Origin of the sequence: Phyllobacterium zundukense, assembly GCF_002764115.1 — a bacterium.
Classification (GTDB): domain Bacteria; phylum Pseudomonadota; class Alphaproteobacteria; order Rhizobiales; family Rhizobiaceae; genus Phyllobacterium; species Phyllobacterium zundukense.
This window is the reverse complement of record NZ_CP017940.1, coordinates 1410628-1425973: the sequence shown is the minus strand read 5'-3', so window position 1 is coordinate 1425973 and position 15346 is coordinate 1410628. Positions and strand designations below refer to the sequence as shown.

Here is a 15346-nt window from a genome sequence, read left to right as displayed (position 1 = left end):
TGCTCAAATAATCAATCCGGCGATGGTTTCATTCTCGGTAATGTCCTGGTAAGCCCACCCTGCCTCGTCAAACCGTTTGAACAGGGTGTCAAAATTGACCTTGTTCTTCGTTTCAATTCCTATCAGCACGGAGCCAAAATTGCGCGCCGATTTTTTGAGGTATTCGAAGCGTGCAACGTCATCCTCCGGTCCAAGCAGATCCAGAAAGGATCGCAAAGCGCCGGGACGCTGCGGAAAGCGGAAGATGAAATATTTCTTCAGCCCCTCATAGCGCAGCGACCGCTCCTTCAATTCGGGCAGCCGCTCGAAATCGAAATTGCTCCCGGAAATGACGAGGACGATCCGCTTGCCCTTGATATCGCTCTTCTTGAAATCCTTAAGTGCATCGATTGCAAGAGCGCCCGCCGGCTCCACGACGATGCCTTCGACATTAAGCATTTCCAGAATGGTGGAGCTCAGTCGATTTTCCGGAATCAAAGTGACAGAATCTGCTGTGAAGCCTTTGAGAAGTTTGAAGTTTTCCCGGCCAATCTCGGCCACCGCAGCACCATCGACAAAATTATCAACAGTATCAAGCTTGATGCGCTTGCCTGCCTCGAGACTGCGCTTCAGGCTTGGCGCGCCTGCAGGTTCAACAAAGCGAAAGCGTGTTTCCCAGCCCAAATCGGCCAGATAGCGCGTAACACCGCCGGAAAGCCCGCCGCCGCCGACCGGCAGGATCATCAGATCCGGCTTGCGCTTGTCCGGCAGTTGTGCGGCGATCTCGTGCGCCACAGTGGCCTGCCCGGTGATGATATCCATGTGATCGAAGGGCGGCACCATGACTGCGCCCGTTTCGGCGGCATAATCCTGCGCAGCGGAATAGCATTGGTCGAAAATATCGCCGACAAGCCGAATTTCGATGAATTCGCCGCCAAAACTGCGCGTCTTGTCGATCTTTTGCTGTGGCGTCGTCACCGGCATGAAGACGACACCCTTCTTGCCAAAATGCCGGCAAATGAAAGCAAAGCCTTGCGCATGATTACCGGCGGACGCGCAAACGAAACTTGAATCCTCGGATTTATGCTCATTCAGATAGTGCGAGATGAAGTTGAATGCACCCCTGATCTTGTAGGACCGTACCGGCGACAGATCTTCACGCTTGAGCCAGATTTGCGCGCCGTACTTGTGCGAAAGATAGTGGTTGAGTTGCAGCGGGGTTTCTGGGAACAGCACGCGCATCTTTTCCGTCGCGCGGTCCACAGCCTTGATGAAAGCAGTCATAGAAACAGGTCAACCTTCTCGAATGTTCTGACATCGATAATCCCGACATCGGAAATGCGCAATTCCGGAATGACCACAAGCGCCAACAGCGAATGCTGCATATAGGCATTGTTGAGACTACATCCCATCGCACGCATGGCATTGACCAGTTTGTCGGCCTTTGCCGCAACGACTTCCGCACGTTGATCGGACATGAGACCGGCTATCGGCATTTCGACCACGGCAAGTTCGCGACCCTTGGAAAACAGCACCACGCCACCGCCGACTTCACCAAGACGGTTGGCGGCTTTGGCCATGTCTTCCTTGTTGGTGCCGACAACGATCATATGATGGCTGTCGTGAGCAACCGTCGAAGCCATGGCGCAATCGAGGGTATAACCGAAACCTGAAACGAAACCATTGACCACCGCCCCGGTTCCGCGGTGGCGTTCAACAAGGGCGATCTGGCAGACATCATTTCGCCGGTCCATCTGGACGATGCCGTCGGATACGGAGAGGTCTGCTTCCAGCGCTTTCGTCGGTGCCTGATTTTCGATGACGCCGATTACCCGCGCAGTGACGTGTTTGGCGGGTGTGGGCGCCTTGATGTCGAAGTCCTTGGCTTTCAACTTCTTGCCGAGTTTGATCGTATTCTTGGCGAATGAGGGATAGTTATATGCCGGTATATCAGTGACAAGTTTACCCTTCTCCGCGACGAGCGTTCCTCTGGCGTAAACGCGGTCGATCGTCAGGTTAGACAGATCCGAGACGATCAGGAAATCAGCAAGACGGCCTGGCGTGATGGAGCCGATTTCGCGCTCCAGCCGGAAATGCTGCGCCGTATTCAGGGTCGCCATCTGGATCGCTGTTACAGGTTTCAAGCCCTGCGCGATCGCGTGGCGAACGACGCGGTCCATGTGGCCTTCATTCACCAGCGTACCGGAATGGCTGTCATCCGTGCACAAAATGAAATTGCGTGGATCAAGCCCCTGCTCCGTCACAGCCTTGATCTGGCTGGCAACATCATACCAGGCCGACCCAAGACGCAGCATTGCCCGCATGCCCTGACGTACCCGCGCGATGGCGTCCTCCATGCGCGTGCCTTCATGGTCGTCCTCCGGACCACCTGCGACATAGCCGTGGAAAGCCCGGCCAAGCTCAGGTGAGGCAAAATGGCCCCCAACCGTTTTGCCAGCTTTCACAGTCGCATCAATCCCGCCGCGCATTGTAGCGTCATTGTTTGCGACGCCCGGAAAGTTCATAACCTCGCCAAGTCCGATGATATTTGGCCACGTCATGGCCTCCGCGACATCGGCGGGAGTGATGGCAGCGCCGGCGTTCTCAAGCCCCGGCGCTGAAGGAACACAGCTCGGCATCTGCACATGCACATTGATCGGCATGGCAAGCGCCTCGTCATGCATCAACCGCACGCCTTCAAGCCCCAATACATTGGCGATCTCATGCGGATCGATAAACATCGAGGTCGTACCGTGCGGAATAACGGCACGGGTGAATTCGGTGACAGTGACCATGCCGCTTTCGACATGCATATGCGCGTCGCAAAGGCCTGGTACGAGATAGCGCCCCCCCGCATCCACAACCTTGGTCTTCGGTCCGATACAGTGTTCCACGCCGTGGCCGACAAAGGCGAAGCGTCCCGCCACGACCGCGATATCCATTCCCGCGATGATTTCCCCGGAATAGACGCTTACAAGGCGGCCATTGCGCACCACAAGGTCTGCATGACTGCGCCCCATGGCAACATCAACTAGCAAGGGTGCTGATTCCGTCCACGTCGCCGGTTTTGTCCCGGCTTTTGTTTGCTTGCTCATCACGTTACCTCTGGGTCATTCAATCCGTACGAATTATGCATATACGAAAAACGGCATTCCGACGCTGTTCAGAATAGAATTATCAAAAAAATCTGGGAAACCCATGAATTACTTGACAGAGCCCTGATCGTTGCGTCCGATAGGACAAATGCTACGCGCCGAACATGGCGCTGCCAATATACGGGATGAGAAAGATGTTGCGGCGGCACCGGTAAAGTTGCGTTGAAGTTGTTTAATTGCGTCATTCTGGGAGGAACATTGATGCACAAACTCTCTATTTCGTTGGCTGCTACGGCGGTTTTTGCTTTGGTTTCCGGTACTGCGAGCGCCCAAGGCTACCCGGAGCGCAGCATCACCATGGTCGTACCTTTCGCTGCGGGCGGCCCAACCGATACCGTGACGCGTCTCGTCGCCGAATCGATGTCGAAGGATCTTGGTCAACAGATCATCGTCGAGAATGTTGGGGGCGCCGGCGGCACCCTCGGAGCCTCGCAGGTAGCGAAGGCAGAGCCGGATGGTTACACGCTGCTGCTCCATCACATCGGGATGGCAACCAGCGCAACCCTTTACCGCAAGCTGCCCTACGACACACTGAACGCGTTTGAATATGTCGGTCTTGTCACCGATGTTCCGATGACCATTGTAGCCAAGAAGGATTTCGAGCCAACAGACCTCAAAGGCCTGATCGAATACGTCAAGGCAAATGCTGACAAGGTCAGTCTCGCGAATGCCGGTATCGGCGCCGCTTCACATCTGTGCGGCATGCTGTTAATGAGCGAGATCAAGACATCACTGGTAACGGTTCCTTACAAGGGCACGGGTCCTGCAATGACCGACCTGCTTGGTGGTCAGGTTGACTTGATGTGCGATCAGACCACCAACACGACAAAACAAATCAAAGGCGGCACGATCAAGGCCTATGCTGTAACCTCGGCCAAACGGCTCGACGCTCTTCCTGATCTGCCAACTGTCGCGGAGGCCGGCCTGCCAGGGCTGCAGGTCGGTATCTGGCACGGCATCTATGCGCCGAAGGGTACACCGGCTGAAATCACGGAAAAACTGTCGGCGTCCCTGCAGAAGGCATTGAAAGATCCCAACATTATCTCGCGTTTTGGAGAACTGGGAACCGTGCCTGTGACCGATGCAGAGGCGACACCCGCAGGACTTAAAACAAAGCTTGAAAGCGAAGTGACCCGCTGGAAGCCTATCATCGAGGCAGCCGGTCAATACGCCGATTGACCGGTCCCGGATCAGGAGCGGATAGGCCGCCCCTGATCCATTTTATGAAAAACGAAAATCGGTGGGGGGACGTATGAAATCCTTGAGCTTCAGTTCGCGCGATCTCATTTGTGGTGTGCTGTTCATAGTCGTTGGCTTGTTCTTCGCCATACAGGCCTATGGTCTTGATCTTGGGACAGCTTTCCGCATGGGACCCGGTTACTTCCCGCTGGTTCTGGCGGGAATGCTTGTGCTGCTTGGCATTATTGTCATCATTCAGGCTACACAGGTCGAGCACGAACCAATGGGCCCGATCGCATGGCGCGGCATGTTGTTTATCTTGCCGGCACCGATTTTTTTCGGTTTGACGGTTCGCGGACTCGGCTTTATTCCGTCACTATTTCTCACCGGTCTCCTTGCGGCTTTCGCCAGCACGAAAATGCGCCCGGGAACGGCCCTTCTTCTGGTCGGCGGACTGACTCTCTTTTCCGTCATCGTCTTCAGCTATGCCCTCGGCCTGCCATTTCGGCGCTTTGGCCCCTGGCTCGGACAGTGAGGACGCATCATGGATCTTGTTAACAATCTCGTTCTCGGCTTTACCACTGCCGGTGCCCCCTGGAACCTTTTCTTCTGCTTCGTCGGCGTCATTCTCGGCACACTGATTGGTGTGCTGCCCGGCATTGGTGCAACGGCAACCATTGCCATGCTTTTGCCGCTGACTTTCCAGCTTGAACCGGTTTCATCGCTGATAATGCTCGCCGGCATTTATTATGGCGCGCAATATGGTGGCTCGACGACTGCCATTTTGATCAATATGCCTGGCGAATCGTCCTCGGCGGTTACGGCCATCGACGGGTATCAGATGGCGCGCAAGGGGCGTGCTGGAGCAGCACTCGCCATCGCGGCTATAGGATCGTTCTTTGCCGGAACGGTTTCCACCATTCTGGTGGCAGTATTTGCACCACCCTTGACAGCCATCGCTTTGAAATTTGGTTCGGCGGAATATTTCTCGCTGATGATCGTCGGTCTCGTGTCCTCCATCGCGCTCGCGCACGGATCAGTGGTCAAGGCACTCGGCATGGTCGTGCTGGGCCTTCTTCTCGGCGTCGTCGGTACCGACATCTACACTGGAACGCCGCGATTCAACCTCGGAATCCTTGAACTCTCCGATGGCCTGAATTTTGTCGCGCTTGCTGTCGGCGTATTCGGTATTGCGGAAATACTGCGCAATCTCGAAAACGAACATGATCGCGATGTGATGATCAAGAAAGTCACCAATCTCTTGCCAACCCGGGAGGACTGGAAGGAGATGGCGGCGCCGATTCTCCGCGGAACCGCGATTGGGTCTGCTCTCGGCATCCTCCCCGGTGGTGGGGCAATCCTTGCGTCATTCGCATCTTACACGGTCGAAAAGCGCATCTCGAAGACGCCCGGGGAGTTCGGTAAAGGTGCAATCGCCGGCGTCGCGGGCCCTGAATCAGCCAACAATGCCGGTGCGCAAACATCGTTTATTCCGATGCTCACTCTCGGCATCCCGGCCAATCCGGTAATGGCGCTGATGATCGGCGCCATGATTATTCAGGGTATTGTCCCTGGCCCTAACGTCGCGACCGAACAGCCCGCCCTTTTCTGGGGCATCATCGCTTCCATGTGGATCGGCAATCTGATGCTGATCCTGCTCAATCTGCCTTTGATTGGACTGTGGGTGAAACTGCTGACGATCCCCTATTACATGCTGTTTCCGGCTATCATCGCGTTCTGTTCGATTGGTGTTTACAGCGTCAACTCCAACGTATTCGATCTCTACGCCGTCGCCTTTTTTGGCCTGATAGGCTACGGACTGGCGAAACTGCGCTGCGAACCGGCGCCTCTACTCCTCGGATTTGTCCTGGGCCCATTGCTGGAAGAACATCTTCGCCGCGCCATGATTATGTCGCGGGGCGACCCCACGACTTTCTTGACCCGGCCGATCAGCCTCACGCTCCTGCTGCTGGCAGTTGCAGTCCTTGTTGTTGTGCTTCTGCCGAGCATCCGCAAGAAACGCGATGAGGTGTTCGTCGAGGATTGACGTAATGTGACATTCCCGGGCGTTGTGAGCCTCAGCGAGCCGGGATGATGAAGTAGCTCACCTGTTCCGATTGATCCGGATAATATTTGTACGTGAGGTCTATGTGTTTGATATCCGTTGGTGGCGCGGCAATGCCAGCTTCATTCATCAGGTTCAATACTGTCGGGTTCATCCCCTTGCCAAACCAGACAAATAGAGCAGGAAAATGTATGCGCGCGGCGGCGTTCGGCATTTCCATATGGATGGGATTGATGGAATTATCAAACAGACGCAGGTTTCCTGGCAATTGCGGCGCATCGGACACGACAGTCCCATAGCTTCCCTCGGCACGCGTCACAGCAAACAGTTTGGCGTAGTCAAGCTGGCCAATCGACGGCACCTTTCCATCGCGGGCGTACAAAATATTGATTGCCAATCCCGGTATCACGATCAGGCCGCAGATTGCCCCAACCACAACAAACCGCTTGAGCGGCAAATCACTTTTAATGGTGCGTCCCAGTACAACCGATAGAAATAGCGGCGCCAGAAAGAGTATCGGCTGCAGCCATCGATCCTTGACCTCGGCTGCACCGCTGATGAGTACGCCAATGAATACGCCTCCGAGCGCAAATATCAGAATTCTGGCAATGAGCTTCTCGCCGTCCATCCAGTCTTGCGAAATCTGTTCTGCGCGACTTCTCCACCATGCGATCGCAAAAAATACCAGCGCCACGCCTGCAAAGAGCACACCGTTGAGAAAGAGCTTCCATTCACCGTGAAGTCGGCTGATGAGGAACTGCCCCCCCGCATTCATTTCAAATTTGTGAGTCCGGGCCAGCAGGTTTTCTGTGTGCGTGAGCGCCCAAAGCCCTGTCGGCGCCACCGCAACAACGAATACAAGCAGTGCCAGAATGCTCTTGCGCGACAACAAGACCGAACGAAAGGCCGGTAGCGAAAGCCCAGCTAAAATCAGTGCGATAAGGAAAAAACTTGCGTTGAACTTACCGAGCAGGCCGCAAGCAAATGCAAGTCCCAAAGCCGCCGCGGAGTACCAGGAACGCGATTTCATGTGCCAGGCAAAGGCCAGGAATGCCCACGCACAGCCGGTTGTCGCACCGACGGAATGCGTCAGTGTGCGCTGGGACTCCCAGGCGATTTGCGGCAGCATGAAAATGCCCACCATGCCAGCAGCCGCGACAGCACGGGGCAGACCGAGCAAACGCGCTCCGAAATAAACGCTGGCAAACAGGCTGGCTAGCATCCCGAATTTTACGAGATAGATTGTGAAGAGACTTATCCCGAGAAGATTGCCAGCTATGCTGTTTATCCAGGTATAAAGTGGCGGTTGCGACCCGCCGTATCCCCACTGCAAAGCACCAACATATGCAAGCTGCTCGGCGTCATCGACACCTGCGCCGTTCGAGATCGTGGACAGGAAGAAAATCTGAAATGCGAAATACAGCAACACAAACAAAAGCGCCGGATTTTCCGAGGCAAATTGTCTGATCCTGCTCACAGGAGATTGAACTGAAATCGCGGGCATTGCTTTCTCACACCGTTAAGTGTGCCGCTTCTATTCGAAGTTGAATTCCAAATCCACCCGTACGAAGCCCGGACGCTTTCAATCGCGATCACGTTATTAGGATTGCCTGTTCGTGGTGCGGACGGCGGGGGTCGAACCCGCATGACCTATGGCCGAGGGATTTTAAGTCCCTTGCGTCTACCAATTTCGCCACGTCCGCACTGTAGAATTTCAATTACTTAGGAGGATCGTGGAAAGCAAGGTTGCACAACGAAATTTATGTTGGGCAATTCCGTGTTCTTCTGCTGTTCCTTCTCACACGTGCGTTATGCCATCTGTACTGTTGCTCGACAGGATCAAAGCAATTTCATGTGAGCCGCATTTGGAGCATTTCAGCTTTAACCGAGCTCCTTGTGCGTGCAACTGTGGTACCGGCCGAGCTTCGCTGCCCAACGCTTCCAGATCAAGCTTTACGTAATGGTAATACTCCCGGTCGCTGCAATGAGCCCGGAGATTGTGCTCGTTGTCGATCAGGCCCCAGATGGTGCCGAGACATGGCGTTACATCTGCACTGGTCGCCATTCGCTTCTTGTTGACGCGGTCACGGTCATCTTCGAAGGGAATTGCCTCGCAGTGGACGACATCGCAATCCCTGCAGCGGAACTTCAGGCTTTCGAATGGTCGGCCATGGCCATTTACATTGGCCAGATCGCTGGCAACGAAGAAACCAACCTTCTCGCATTGGCGTAGTGTCCCGATTGTCGTTGCAAAAGTTGCAAATGATACAAAGCGGCTTGTGCCGTTCATGCCACAAGAAAGGCGGAAAACAAGTGCCGGCGAGATATGGCAGGAGAATGTTCATGGTTCGTCCAAGGTACCGACGGTTTAGAGATGTTCTTGTCGTGCCCCCTCTAAGCATCTTTCGGCAGCACCGAGCGAACCCTTGCGATGAAAACATGGAAGTTCTGCATGAAAGTGCGAAGGAAATCGGCGGTGGTGTCGTTCGTGACTTCGCCGTCATCGGTGATCAGCCCCGGTGTGAACTGGATGTAGGCTTCCGGGGCATTCATCTGAGGAGAGTTGCAGAAACTAAGCACGCTGCGCAAATTCTGCTGGGCGACTGCTGTGCCTATCGCGCCCGGCGACGTGCCGATCACCGCTGACGGCTTGCGTGTGAACGAGTTAGTGCCGTAGGGGCGGCTCGCCCAATCGATTGCGTTTTTCAGCCCGCCGGGGATGGATCGATTGTATTCGGGCGTGACGAACAGCACGGCGTCGACGGCCGCGATTGCCGCCTTGAATGCCTTGCCAGCCGGAGGGTAATCGGCGTCATAGTCGTAGCTGTAGAGCGGCAGGTCCTTGAAGGATATCTCCGACATCTCAAGCTCCGGCGGGGCGAAACGCATCAATGCCTTGGCGAGCTTGCGGTTGATCGAATCCTTGGCGAGGCTGCCGATGAAATAGCCTACTTTATGCGTGGTCATGCCGTTCTCCTTATGGAAGGGGTTTCTTGTCCTTTGAGTGCAGGTAACTAATCGCCGACGAAAGTGACCGTCTCGGCGAGCGGGGCGCGGCCCGTACGGGGGAAACTTGCCGCGGGGTCCTCGTATCCGATCGACATGCCGCAGAAGAGGATGAGTCCGTCCGGGGGTGATAGGACCTCAGCGACCGTCTCGCGAACTTGCGACCACGCCATCTGCGTGCAACTGTGCAGCCCTTCGGCGCGGAGCAGCAGCATGATGGTCTGCAGATACATGCCCACATCGGCCCATTGGGGCCGGCCCAGGTCGCGGTCGATGTAGCAGAACAGGGCGGCGGGCGCGCCGAAACAGTTCCAGTTGGCGATGGCTGCCCGTTGGCGCGCCTCCCAGTCCTCGCGCGCTATGCCGAGCGCGCTGTAGCGCTCCTTGCCGAAGGCGGATCGGCGCTCCGCGTACGGGGACTTCAGCTCGGACGGGTACATCTTGTACTGCCGCTTGTCCCAAGGGTCGCCGTGGGCCACGCGCTCGACGGCGTTCGTCTTGAGCTCGGCCAGCGGCGCGCCAGTCAGCACGTAGATGTTCCACGGCTGGATGTTCGATCCGGACGGCGACCAAGCTGCGGCGGACAACACGCGCTCAAGCACCGCCCTCGACACAGGCTGGTCTTTGAATCCGCGCACCGCCCGTCGGCTTGTGACTGCCTCATATACGTCCATGGTCGCCTCCATACCGCCGGCCATTCGTTTCGGTCTACCGGGGTGTGAGGTGTTGTCCATACTCATGGTCGTCTCCCCCTGACTGTTCCTTTTCTGATGTGGTTCATTATCTCCATTCGCAATGGAGACGTAATCACACCGTGGCCTAGGAGGCATACATCAAACGTATATCAGGGATCGATGCATCCGAGGGGCATGTGGGCGAAGCATCGCGGGACTCCCGCGCCATTGCACCCCGGCCTTGGAATTACGCCCCTGAACGACCTCAGATTGCCGCTTAGGCATTTCCGGCACATCACTCGTACCAACATGCCCTGGCGCGCTGCCTGCAAGCCTTGGCTCGACGAAAAGTCGCTACAGGGCGCCGTCAATGCATATCTTTCTGTATTAAAGACGGAAGGGTTGAACCGGAAGGGATGCACACTGCACGGCTTACGCCTGACCTACGCGGCCGATCAGGCGCCGTGGGCATGACAAGGGAATGGTTGCGGATGCACTTGGAGATAAGTCCGAACGTGGAAAAAGAGGCCAGTCTCATCCGGATTTTTGAGCAGAAAAATGTTGTGCAAAAGTCGTAGTTTTTGCATCGATTTTTGTCGTTTTTGCCCGTTGTGATGGCCGAAATAACTCAATAAAATCAAATAAGAGAACGGATTTTAAGTCCCTTGCGTCTACCAATTTCGCCACGTCCGCGCGCTTTGCCTTTCAACGGTTAGAGCGATTCAGCCAATCGTTGTTTTGCTCTGTGCCGGCGCATAGATGGAATACAGCAAATGGCTTGCGACGATCCAATTCGACAATTACGGTCGCGTTTCCGATAGGAGAATCTGATGACGAATGAAGTCGTGATCGCCGCCATGCTCGCTATTGGCGACGAATTGCTATCCGGCCGAACCAAAGACAAGAATATTGGCCACCTCGCCGATATTCTAACGGCGGTAGGCATTGACCTCAAAGAAGTACGTATCGTTCCGGATGAAGAAGACAGAATTGTCGAAGCGCTCAATTCACTGCGTGAACGCTATGATTATATCTTCACCTCGGGTGGTATCGGCCCAACTCATGACGACATAACCGCCGACGCGATTGCAAAGGCTTTTGGCGTACCATGCGAGCACGATGCAAAAGCGATGAAACTTATGGGCGACAATTATGCGGCGCGCGGGATTGAATTTACCGAGAGCCGCCAGCGCATGGCGCGTATGCCGCGCGGCGCCGTCCACATTGACAATCCCGTTTCAACTGCGCCCGGCTTCCATATCGGCAATGTATATGTGATGGCGGGTGTGCCATCCGTTTTTCAAGCCATGCTCGACAATGTCATTCCAACGTTGAGTGTTGGAAAACAGCTGCTGTCCCGCTCGGTGAATTGCCCCTTTGGCGAAGGTGCGATTGCCGTGCCACTGCGTGATATCCAGGCCGCCCATCCCGATACGATCATCGGCTCCTATCCGAAATATGAAAACGGCAAGTTCTCGACAGAGCTGGTCATCCGCGCACGTGACGCTGAAAAACTCATCGCGGCAGAGACTGCAGTCAAGAATATGGTGGAGCAAATTGCCTCGGCAATACCTGCACGCTGACATGCGTTGAATTTACACAAGCTGCCGAAAACACAAAGCAATTGTTGCATTCGAAGCGTATAATGGTGCCAGATGCATGTGACGATGCAACAACCGATGGAGGCCAGTATGGCATTTCGCACGATCATCGCATTTATTCGCAGCGAGCGTGAAGCAAGAAGGGTAATTGGCGCCGCAAGATTGATCGCGTCCTCCAGCGAGCGGACTCATATCATCGGTCTCTATACGATCCCTTCACCCATCGTTTACGCTGATCCAACAGGTTTCGCCGACACGACCCTGTTTGAGGCGCACGAACAACGCCATAAGGAGAACTCGCAAGCGATCGCCGCTCTTTTCAAGGCAAAAATGGCCAAAGGTACCATTTCCCATGAGTTTCGCATCGTCCGCTCCGAGAGCAGCAGCCCATCTGCCGGCGTCACGCAGAGTGCCTTGCGTGCCGACATCATCATAGCAGGACAGCCGGACCCCGATGATCCCGATAGCGTCAATGACGTTACGGATCCATTGGTTATGGAAAGTGGTCGGCCCGTGCTGTTCGTTCCTTACAAGACAGCGCTACCAGAGAAGATCGACCGTGTCGTTGTTGCTTTCAACGGCAAGCGCGAAGCGTCTCGCGCAGCGTTCGACTCTCTCCCGCTCCTCCTCAAAGCAGAGGGCGTCGATATTGTGTGGGTTGATCCGAAGAAATCCATCGATCCCAATGTCGACATTCCCGGCACGCCGCTTTCTGATGCACTTCGCCGCCATGGCGTTAACGTAAACCCGCACATAATCGAGTCACACGGCGAATCCACGGACAAAATATTGCGGCGGCGGATTGCTGAAAACAACGCATCGCTGTTTGTTATGGGTGCCTATAGCCAGTCGCGCTTGAAGGAATGGGTTTTTGGTGGGGTTACCAGTTCAATCATGGCGGACATGCCTTGTTTGACTTTGATGTCGCGTTAACGGACAAAATCACACCTTTTCTCACCATGAGAGCCCGCAGGCTGCGCAAGCGCTTGCCATGGGCTGGCTTTTACCGCTATTGCGAAATGCATTCCTCGCGGATTTTCCGCTATTTTGTATTTTGCTGATGGAGTGCGCGCCATGTCCCTTCCCGACAAAGCTTTTCCGGTTTCATGGGATCAATTTCATCGAGATGCCCGCGCCCTCGCCTGGCGCGTTGCCGGTATGCAGCGCGAGTGGCGTGCCATGGTGGCAATTACCCGTGGTGGGCTCGTTCCCGCGGCAATCATATGCCGTGAACTAGGTATCCGCATGATCGAGACGGTCTGCATTGCCTCCTATCATGAGTATGACGAACAGGGAGAGCTCAAGGTCCTCAAGGACGTCGATTCCCGGCTTCTGGAGAATGAAGGCGATGGAATTCTGGTGGTGGATGACCTGACCGATACGGGCAAGACGGCCGCAATCGTGCGCGCGATGATGCCGAAGGCGCATTTCGCCACGGTCTACGCCAAGCCAAAAGGCCGCCCGCTCATCGATACATTCGTAACGGAAGTGTCGCAGGATACCTGGATCTATTTTCCCTGGGACATGGGTCTGACCTACCAGGAGCCGATCACCAAGGGTCATCGCGGATAGAAATTTAGCTAGAGCCAACCGCTCTTGCGAAACCGCCAGAAGAGAGTAAGGCACACAAGAACGATCACGCCCATGACCCAGTAGTATCCATTGGGAGAATCCAATTCTGGCATGTGTTTGAAGTTCATGCCGTAAATGCCCGCAATCGCTGTCGGCACAGCCAATATCGCCGCCCAGGAGGCCAACCGCTTGGAAATAGCCGTTTCCTGGCTCTGGCCGACGAGCAAACTCGCTTCAAAAGCAAAAGCGAGAACTTCCCGCAAGCCGTCGATTTTCTCTTGAACCGTACGGACATGATCCGTGACATCCCTGAACAGGGGCTGCATCGCCGTTTGAATCTGAGGCAAATCCGTATTGCTGAGACGTCCGCAAACATCGACGAGCGGGCCAATTGCGTTGCGCAGGCGCAGGAGATCGCGCCGCAGCATGTAGAGCCGTTCTATGTCGCCGCTGGTCATCGGCTTTGTCAGAACGCGATCCTCGATCGATTCGACCTCGTCGTGAATAGCCTCGAGGACGGGCATATAATTATCAACGATAAAGTCGAGGATTGCGTAGAGGATGAAATCCTCTCCTTTCGCAAGTGCATAGGGTGATGTCTCCCAATGCTGGCGAACGGCCGTGTATGACGTGGAAGCACCATGGCGAACGCTTACAATATAGCCTTTCCCGACAAAGACGTGGGTTTCGCCGAAGGCCACCCGGCCGTCGATAAGCTGAGCCGTTCGTGCCACGACAAAGATTGCGTCGCCATACTGTTCGAGCTTGGGGCGCTGATGGGCATGCTCTGCGTCTTCGATAGCCAGACTGTGCAGACCAAATTGCCTCTGAACGCGGTGCAAAAGCTCCCCATCGGGCTCCAACAAGCCAATCCAGACAACATGTCCTTCCTTTTTAGCCCACTTCCCCGCATCATCGATTGAGATATCCGCGACACGCTGCCCATTGGCGTAAGCACATGAGGCAATGATACTGGTGCCCTCATCTTTTAGGGGCGCAGCAGCGTCGGCAGACAGTCGAACATCGTCGAATGAGGATCGGGCAGATGTCATTGAACCTCCCAATGGCACGGTGATTAAGACTATCCGTTGTGACTAAGCCTTTCCAGTCATCCTTTGAAGGAAACTTATCCCCAAGAGATCGCTCTTTGCTTTCAATGGGTTGTCCAATAATGTGATTATTTTGCACTGCTGTTCAAAAAATCGTCACAAGTCGCGTTTAAGCATAAAACTGTAGCTGATGAATGATTGTGGTTTCGACGAATCGGTTCACAATTGCAGTAAAAGAACATCAAAGAACGAGTGGAGCCTTGAACGTAACCTATCAGGATGAGATCGTGACCGAAAAGCGGATTGAAATGCCAGATGGCAGAATTCGCCAGGTTGCAGCGCTCGTCTATCGCGTCAAGAAGGAACGGCCTGAAATTCTCCTGATTACCAGCCGTGGTACAGGCCGGTGGGTCTTGCCCAAGGGCTGGCCGCAGATCGGCAAGACCTTTGCCCAATCTGCCCGAACAGAGGCTTTCGAGGAGGCCGGCGTGCGTGGCGACATAGCCCCATTGTCTATCGGCACATATACCTACGAAAAGCATGATATGTACGACGGCGAAGTTGGCGATTTCATTGTCGACGTCTTTCCAATGCTTTTCTCGCGCCAGCAGAAGAATTGGCCCGAGCGCGGTGAGCGCCGGCTGGAATGGGTCAGTGTCGAGGAATCTGTGCAACGCGTCGAGGAGCCAGGTTTGAAGGCTCTTCTTGCAACCTTCGATCCGAAACTGCTGGGCCCCGCCAAGCACTGATCTGCCCCTCCGTGACCGGGTTGGCCATTTTTCCCAGAACCTTATGGGTTGTGTGGGCAGTTTCCACTACTGCTTGCAATTGCAAATATCCCATCAGGTTCTCCCCGTTATCCACATATGTGACACACAAGATATTGCGGTCACAAATATGTAAAAAACTATTTCTTGACGCTTCGGTGCGAGTCACTTTTTATGGTGAACGGCGTTGCGTTAGTAGCGTGACCGGAGCGTCTGTAACCGGTTCTTTTCCAGTTTATGTTGTGTTTTCCGCAGCTTGCGCCGTATCGGCGCATGGTTTGGATGGACTGTGTCTGGAG

14 protein-coding genes and 1 tRNA gene are annotated in these 15346 nt (G+C 54.9%); 8 read left to right on the top strand and 7 right to left on the bottom strand.

The genetic code is table 11. The features are described 5' to 3' along the window. Positions 1 to 3 precede the first annotated feature (3 nt). Positions 4 to 1263 (bottom strand): threonine ammonia-lyase IlvA, encoded by a 1260-nt coding sequence (ilvA, locus tag BLM14_RS06980; protein ID WP_099998712.1) that lies wholly within the window; start codon positions 1261 to 1263, stop codon positions 4 to 6. Continuing rightward, positions 1260 to 3074 carry an adenine deaminase gene (ade, locus tag BLM14_RS06975; protein WP_099998711.1) on the bottom strand — a complete coding sequence of 605 codons (1815 nt, stop codon included), beginning with the start codon at positions 3072 to 3074 and terminating at the stop codon, positions 1260 to 1262. Before ade ends, ilvA begins: the two co-directional genes overlap by 4 nt. A 261-nt stretch (positions 3075 to 3335) precedes the next feature. On the opposite strand from ade, the gene BLM14_RS06970 reads away from it, so the two are divergent. The 3 genes from BLM14_RS06970 to BLM14_RS06960 all read left to right on the top strand — a co-directional run bounded on the left by BLM14_RS06970 (position 3336) and on the right by BLM14_RS06960 (position 6360). After that, positions 3336 to 4313 carry a tripartite tricarboxylate transporter substrate binding protein BugD gene (locus BLM14_RS06970; protein WP_099998710.1) on the top strand — a complete coding sequence of 326 codons (978 nt, stop codon included), beginning with the start codon at positions 3336 to 3338 and terminating at the stop codon, positions 4311 to 4313. Between the two features lie 73 nt (positions 4314 to 4386). Continuing rightward, on the top strand, positions 4387 to 4848 hold the full coding sequence (locus BLM14_RS06965) for a tripartite tricarboxylate transporter TctB family protein (protein WP_099998709.1): 462 nt from the start codon (positions 4387 to 4389) through the stop codon (positions 4846 to 4848). A 9-nt stretch (positions 4849 to 4857) separates the two neighbouring features. Further along, positions 4858 to 6360: a tripartite tricarboxylate transporter permease gene (locus BLM14_RS06960; protein WP_099998708.1), complete on the top strand. Its 1503-nt coding sequence runs from the start codon at positions 4858 to 4860 to the stop codon at positions 6358 to 6360. A 31-nt stretch (positions 6361 to 6391) separates the two neighbouring features. Here the strand turns inward: BLM14_RS06960 and BLM14_RS06955 are convergent, their stop codons facing one another. Next, entirely contained in the window at positions 6392 to 7882 is a 1491-nt protein-coding gene (locus tag BLM14_RS06955) for an ArnT family glycosyltransferase (protein WP_099998707.1), read from the bottom strand. 113 nt (positions 7883 to 7995) lie between these two features. Continuing rightward, positions 7996 to 8081 (bottom strand) — tRNA-Leu (locus BLM14_RS06950). Between the two features lie 281 nt (positions 8082 to 8362). Between BLM14_RS06950 and BLM14_RS06945 the strand changes: the two genes are divergently transcribed. Further along, complete coding sequence (locus BLM14_RS06945) at positions 8363 to 8611, top strand: hypothetical protein (RefSeq protein WP_133123919.1); 249 nt, start codon at positions 8363 to 8365, stop codon at positions 8609 to 8611. A 161-nt stretch (positions 8612 to 8772) separates the two neighbouring features. On the opposite strand, the gene BLM14_RS06940 is transcribed toward BLM14_RS06945, so the two are convergent. Both BLM14_RS06940 and BLM14_RS06935 read right to left on the bottom strand, forming a co-directional pair. After that, positions 8773 to 9345, bottom strand: coding sequence for an NADPH-dependent FMN reductase (locus BLM14_RS06940; RefSeq protein ID WP_099998705.1), 573 nt, complete (start codon positions 9343 to 9345; stop codon positions 8773 to 8775). Between the two features lie 47 nt (positions 9346 to 9392). Beyond that, positions 9393 to 10058 (bottom strand): nitroreductase, encoded by a 666-nt coding sequence (locus tag BLM14_RS06935; protein WP_100001079.1) that lies wholly within the window; start codon positions 10056 to 10058, stop codon positions 9393 to 9395. An 830-nt stretch (positions 10059 to 10888) separates the two neighbouring features. On the opposite strand from BLM14_RS06935, the gene BLM14_RS06930 reads away from it, so the two are divergent. From BLM14_RS06930 to gpt, 3 genes are all read left to right on the top strand, one after another. After that, a complete protein-coding gene (locus BLM14_RS06930; protein ID WP_099998704.1) occupies positions 10889 to 11641 on the top strand; it encodes a competence/damage-inducible protein A in 753 nt (250 codons plus the stop codon). A gap of 108 nt (positions 11642 to 11749) precedes the next feature. Continuing rightward, positions 11750 to 12592 (top strand): universal stress protein, encoded by an 843-nt coding sequence (locus BLM14_RS06925; protein ID WP_099998703.1) that lies wholly within the window; start codon positions 11750 to 11752, stop codon positions 12590 to 12592. A gap of 141 nt (positions 12593 to 12733) precedes the next feature. Continuing rightward, on the top strand, positions 12734 to 13231 hold the full coding sequence (gene gpt, locus BLM14_RS06920) for a xanthine phosphoribosyltransferase (RefSeq protein WP_099998702.1): 498 nt from the start codon (positions 12734 to 12736) through the stop codon (positions 13229 to 13231). Positions 13232 to 13239: 8 nt separating this feature from the next. Here the strand turns inward: gpt and BLM14_RS06915 are convergent, their stop codons facing one another. Next, positions 13240 to 14283: a magnesium and cobalt transport protein CorA gene (locus BLM14_RS06915; protein ID WP_099998701.1), complete on the bottom strand. Its 1044-nt coding sequence runs from the start codon at positions 14281 to 14283 to the stop codon at positions 13240 to 13242. 305 nt (positions 14284 to 14588) lie between these two features. Between BLM14_RS06915 and BLM14_RS06910 the strand changes: the two genes are divergently transcribed. Continuing rightward, entirely contained in the window at positions 14589 to 15029 is a 441-nt protein-coding gene (locus BLM14_RS06910) for an NUDIX hydrolase (protein WP_335672077.1), read from the top strand. Positions 15030 to 15346 lie beyond the last annotated feature (317 nt).

Coding starts and splice junctions, on each gene's coding strand:
- ilvA (WP_099998712.1), bottom strand. CDS start 1,263: ATGACTGCTTTCATCAAGGCTGTGGACCGCGCGACGGAAAAGATGCGC.
- ade (WP_099998711.1), bottom strand. CDS start 3,074: ATGAGCAAGCAAACAAAAGCCGGGACAAAACCGGCGACGTGGACGGAA.
- BLM14_RS06970 (WP_099998710.1), top strand. CDS start 3,336: ATGCACAAACTCTCTATTTCGTTGGCTGCTACGGCGGTTTTTGCTTTG.
- BLM14_RS06965 (WP_099998709.1), top strand. CDS start 4,387: ATGAAATCCTTGAGCTTCAGTTCGCGCGATCTCATTTGTGGTGTGCTG.
- BLM14_RS06960 (WP_099998708.1), top strand. CDS start 4,858: ATGGATCTTGTTAACAATCTCGTTCTCGGCTTTACCACTGCCGGTGCC.
- BLM14_RS06955 (WP_099998707.1), bottom strand. CDS start 7,882: ATGCCCGCGATTTCAGTTCAATCTCCTGTGAGCAGGATCAGACAATTT.
- BLM14_RS06945 (WP_133123919.1), top strand. CDS start 8,363: ATGAGCCCGGAGATTGTGCTCGTTGTCGATCAGGCCCCAGATGGTGCC.
- BLM14_RS06940 (WP_099998705.1), bottom strand. CDS start 9,345: ATGACCACGCATAAAGTAGGCTATTTCATCGGCAGCCTCGCCAAGGAT.
- BLM14_RS06935 (WP_100001079.1), bottom strand. CDS start 10,058: ATGGACGTATATGAGGCAGTCACAAGCCGACGGGCGGTGCGCGGATTC.
- BLM14_RS06930 (WP_099998704.1), top strand. CDS start 10,889: ATGACGAATGAAGTCGTGATCGCCGCCATGCTCGCTATTGGCGACGAA.
- BLM14_RS06925 (WP_099998703.1), top strand. CDS start 11,750: ATGGCATTTCGCACGATCATCGCATTTATTCGCAGCGAGCGTGAAGCA.
- gpt (WP_099998702.1), top strand. CDS start 12,734: ATGTCCCTTCCCGACAAAGCTTTTCCGGTTTCATGGGATCAATTTCAT.
- BLM14_RS06915 (WP_099998701.1), bottom strand. CDS start 14,283: ATGACATCTGCCCGATCCTCATTCGACGATGTTCGACTGTCTGCCGAC.
- BLM14_RS06910 (WP_335672077.1), top strand. CDS start 14,589: ATGCCAGATGGCAGAATTCGCCAGGTTGCAGCGCTCGTCTATCGCGTC.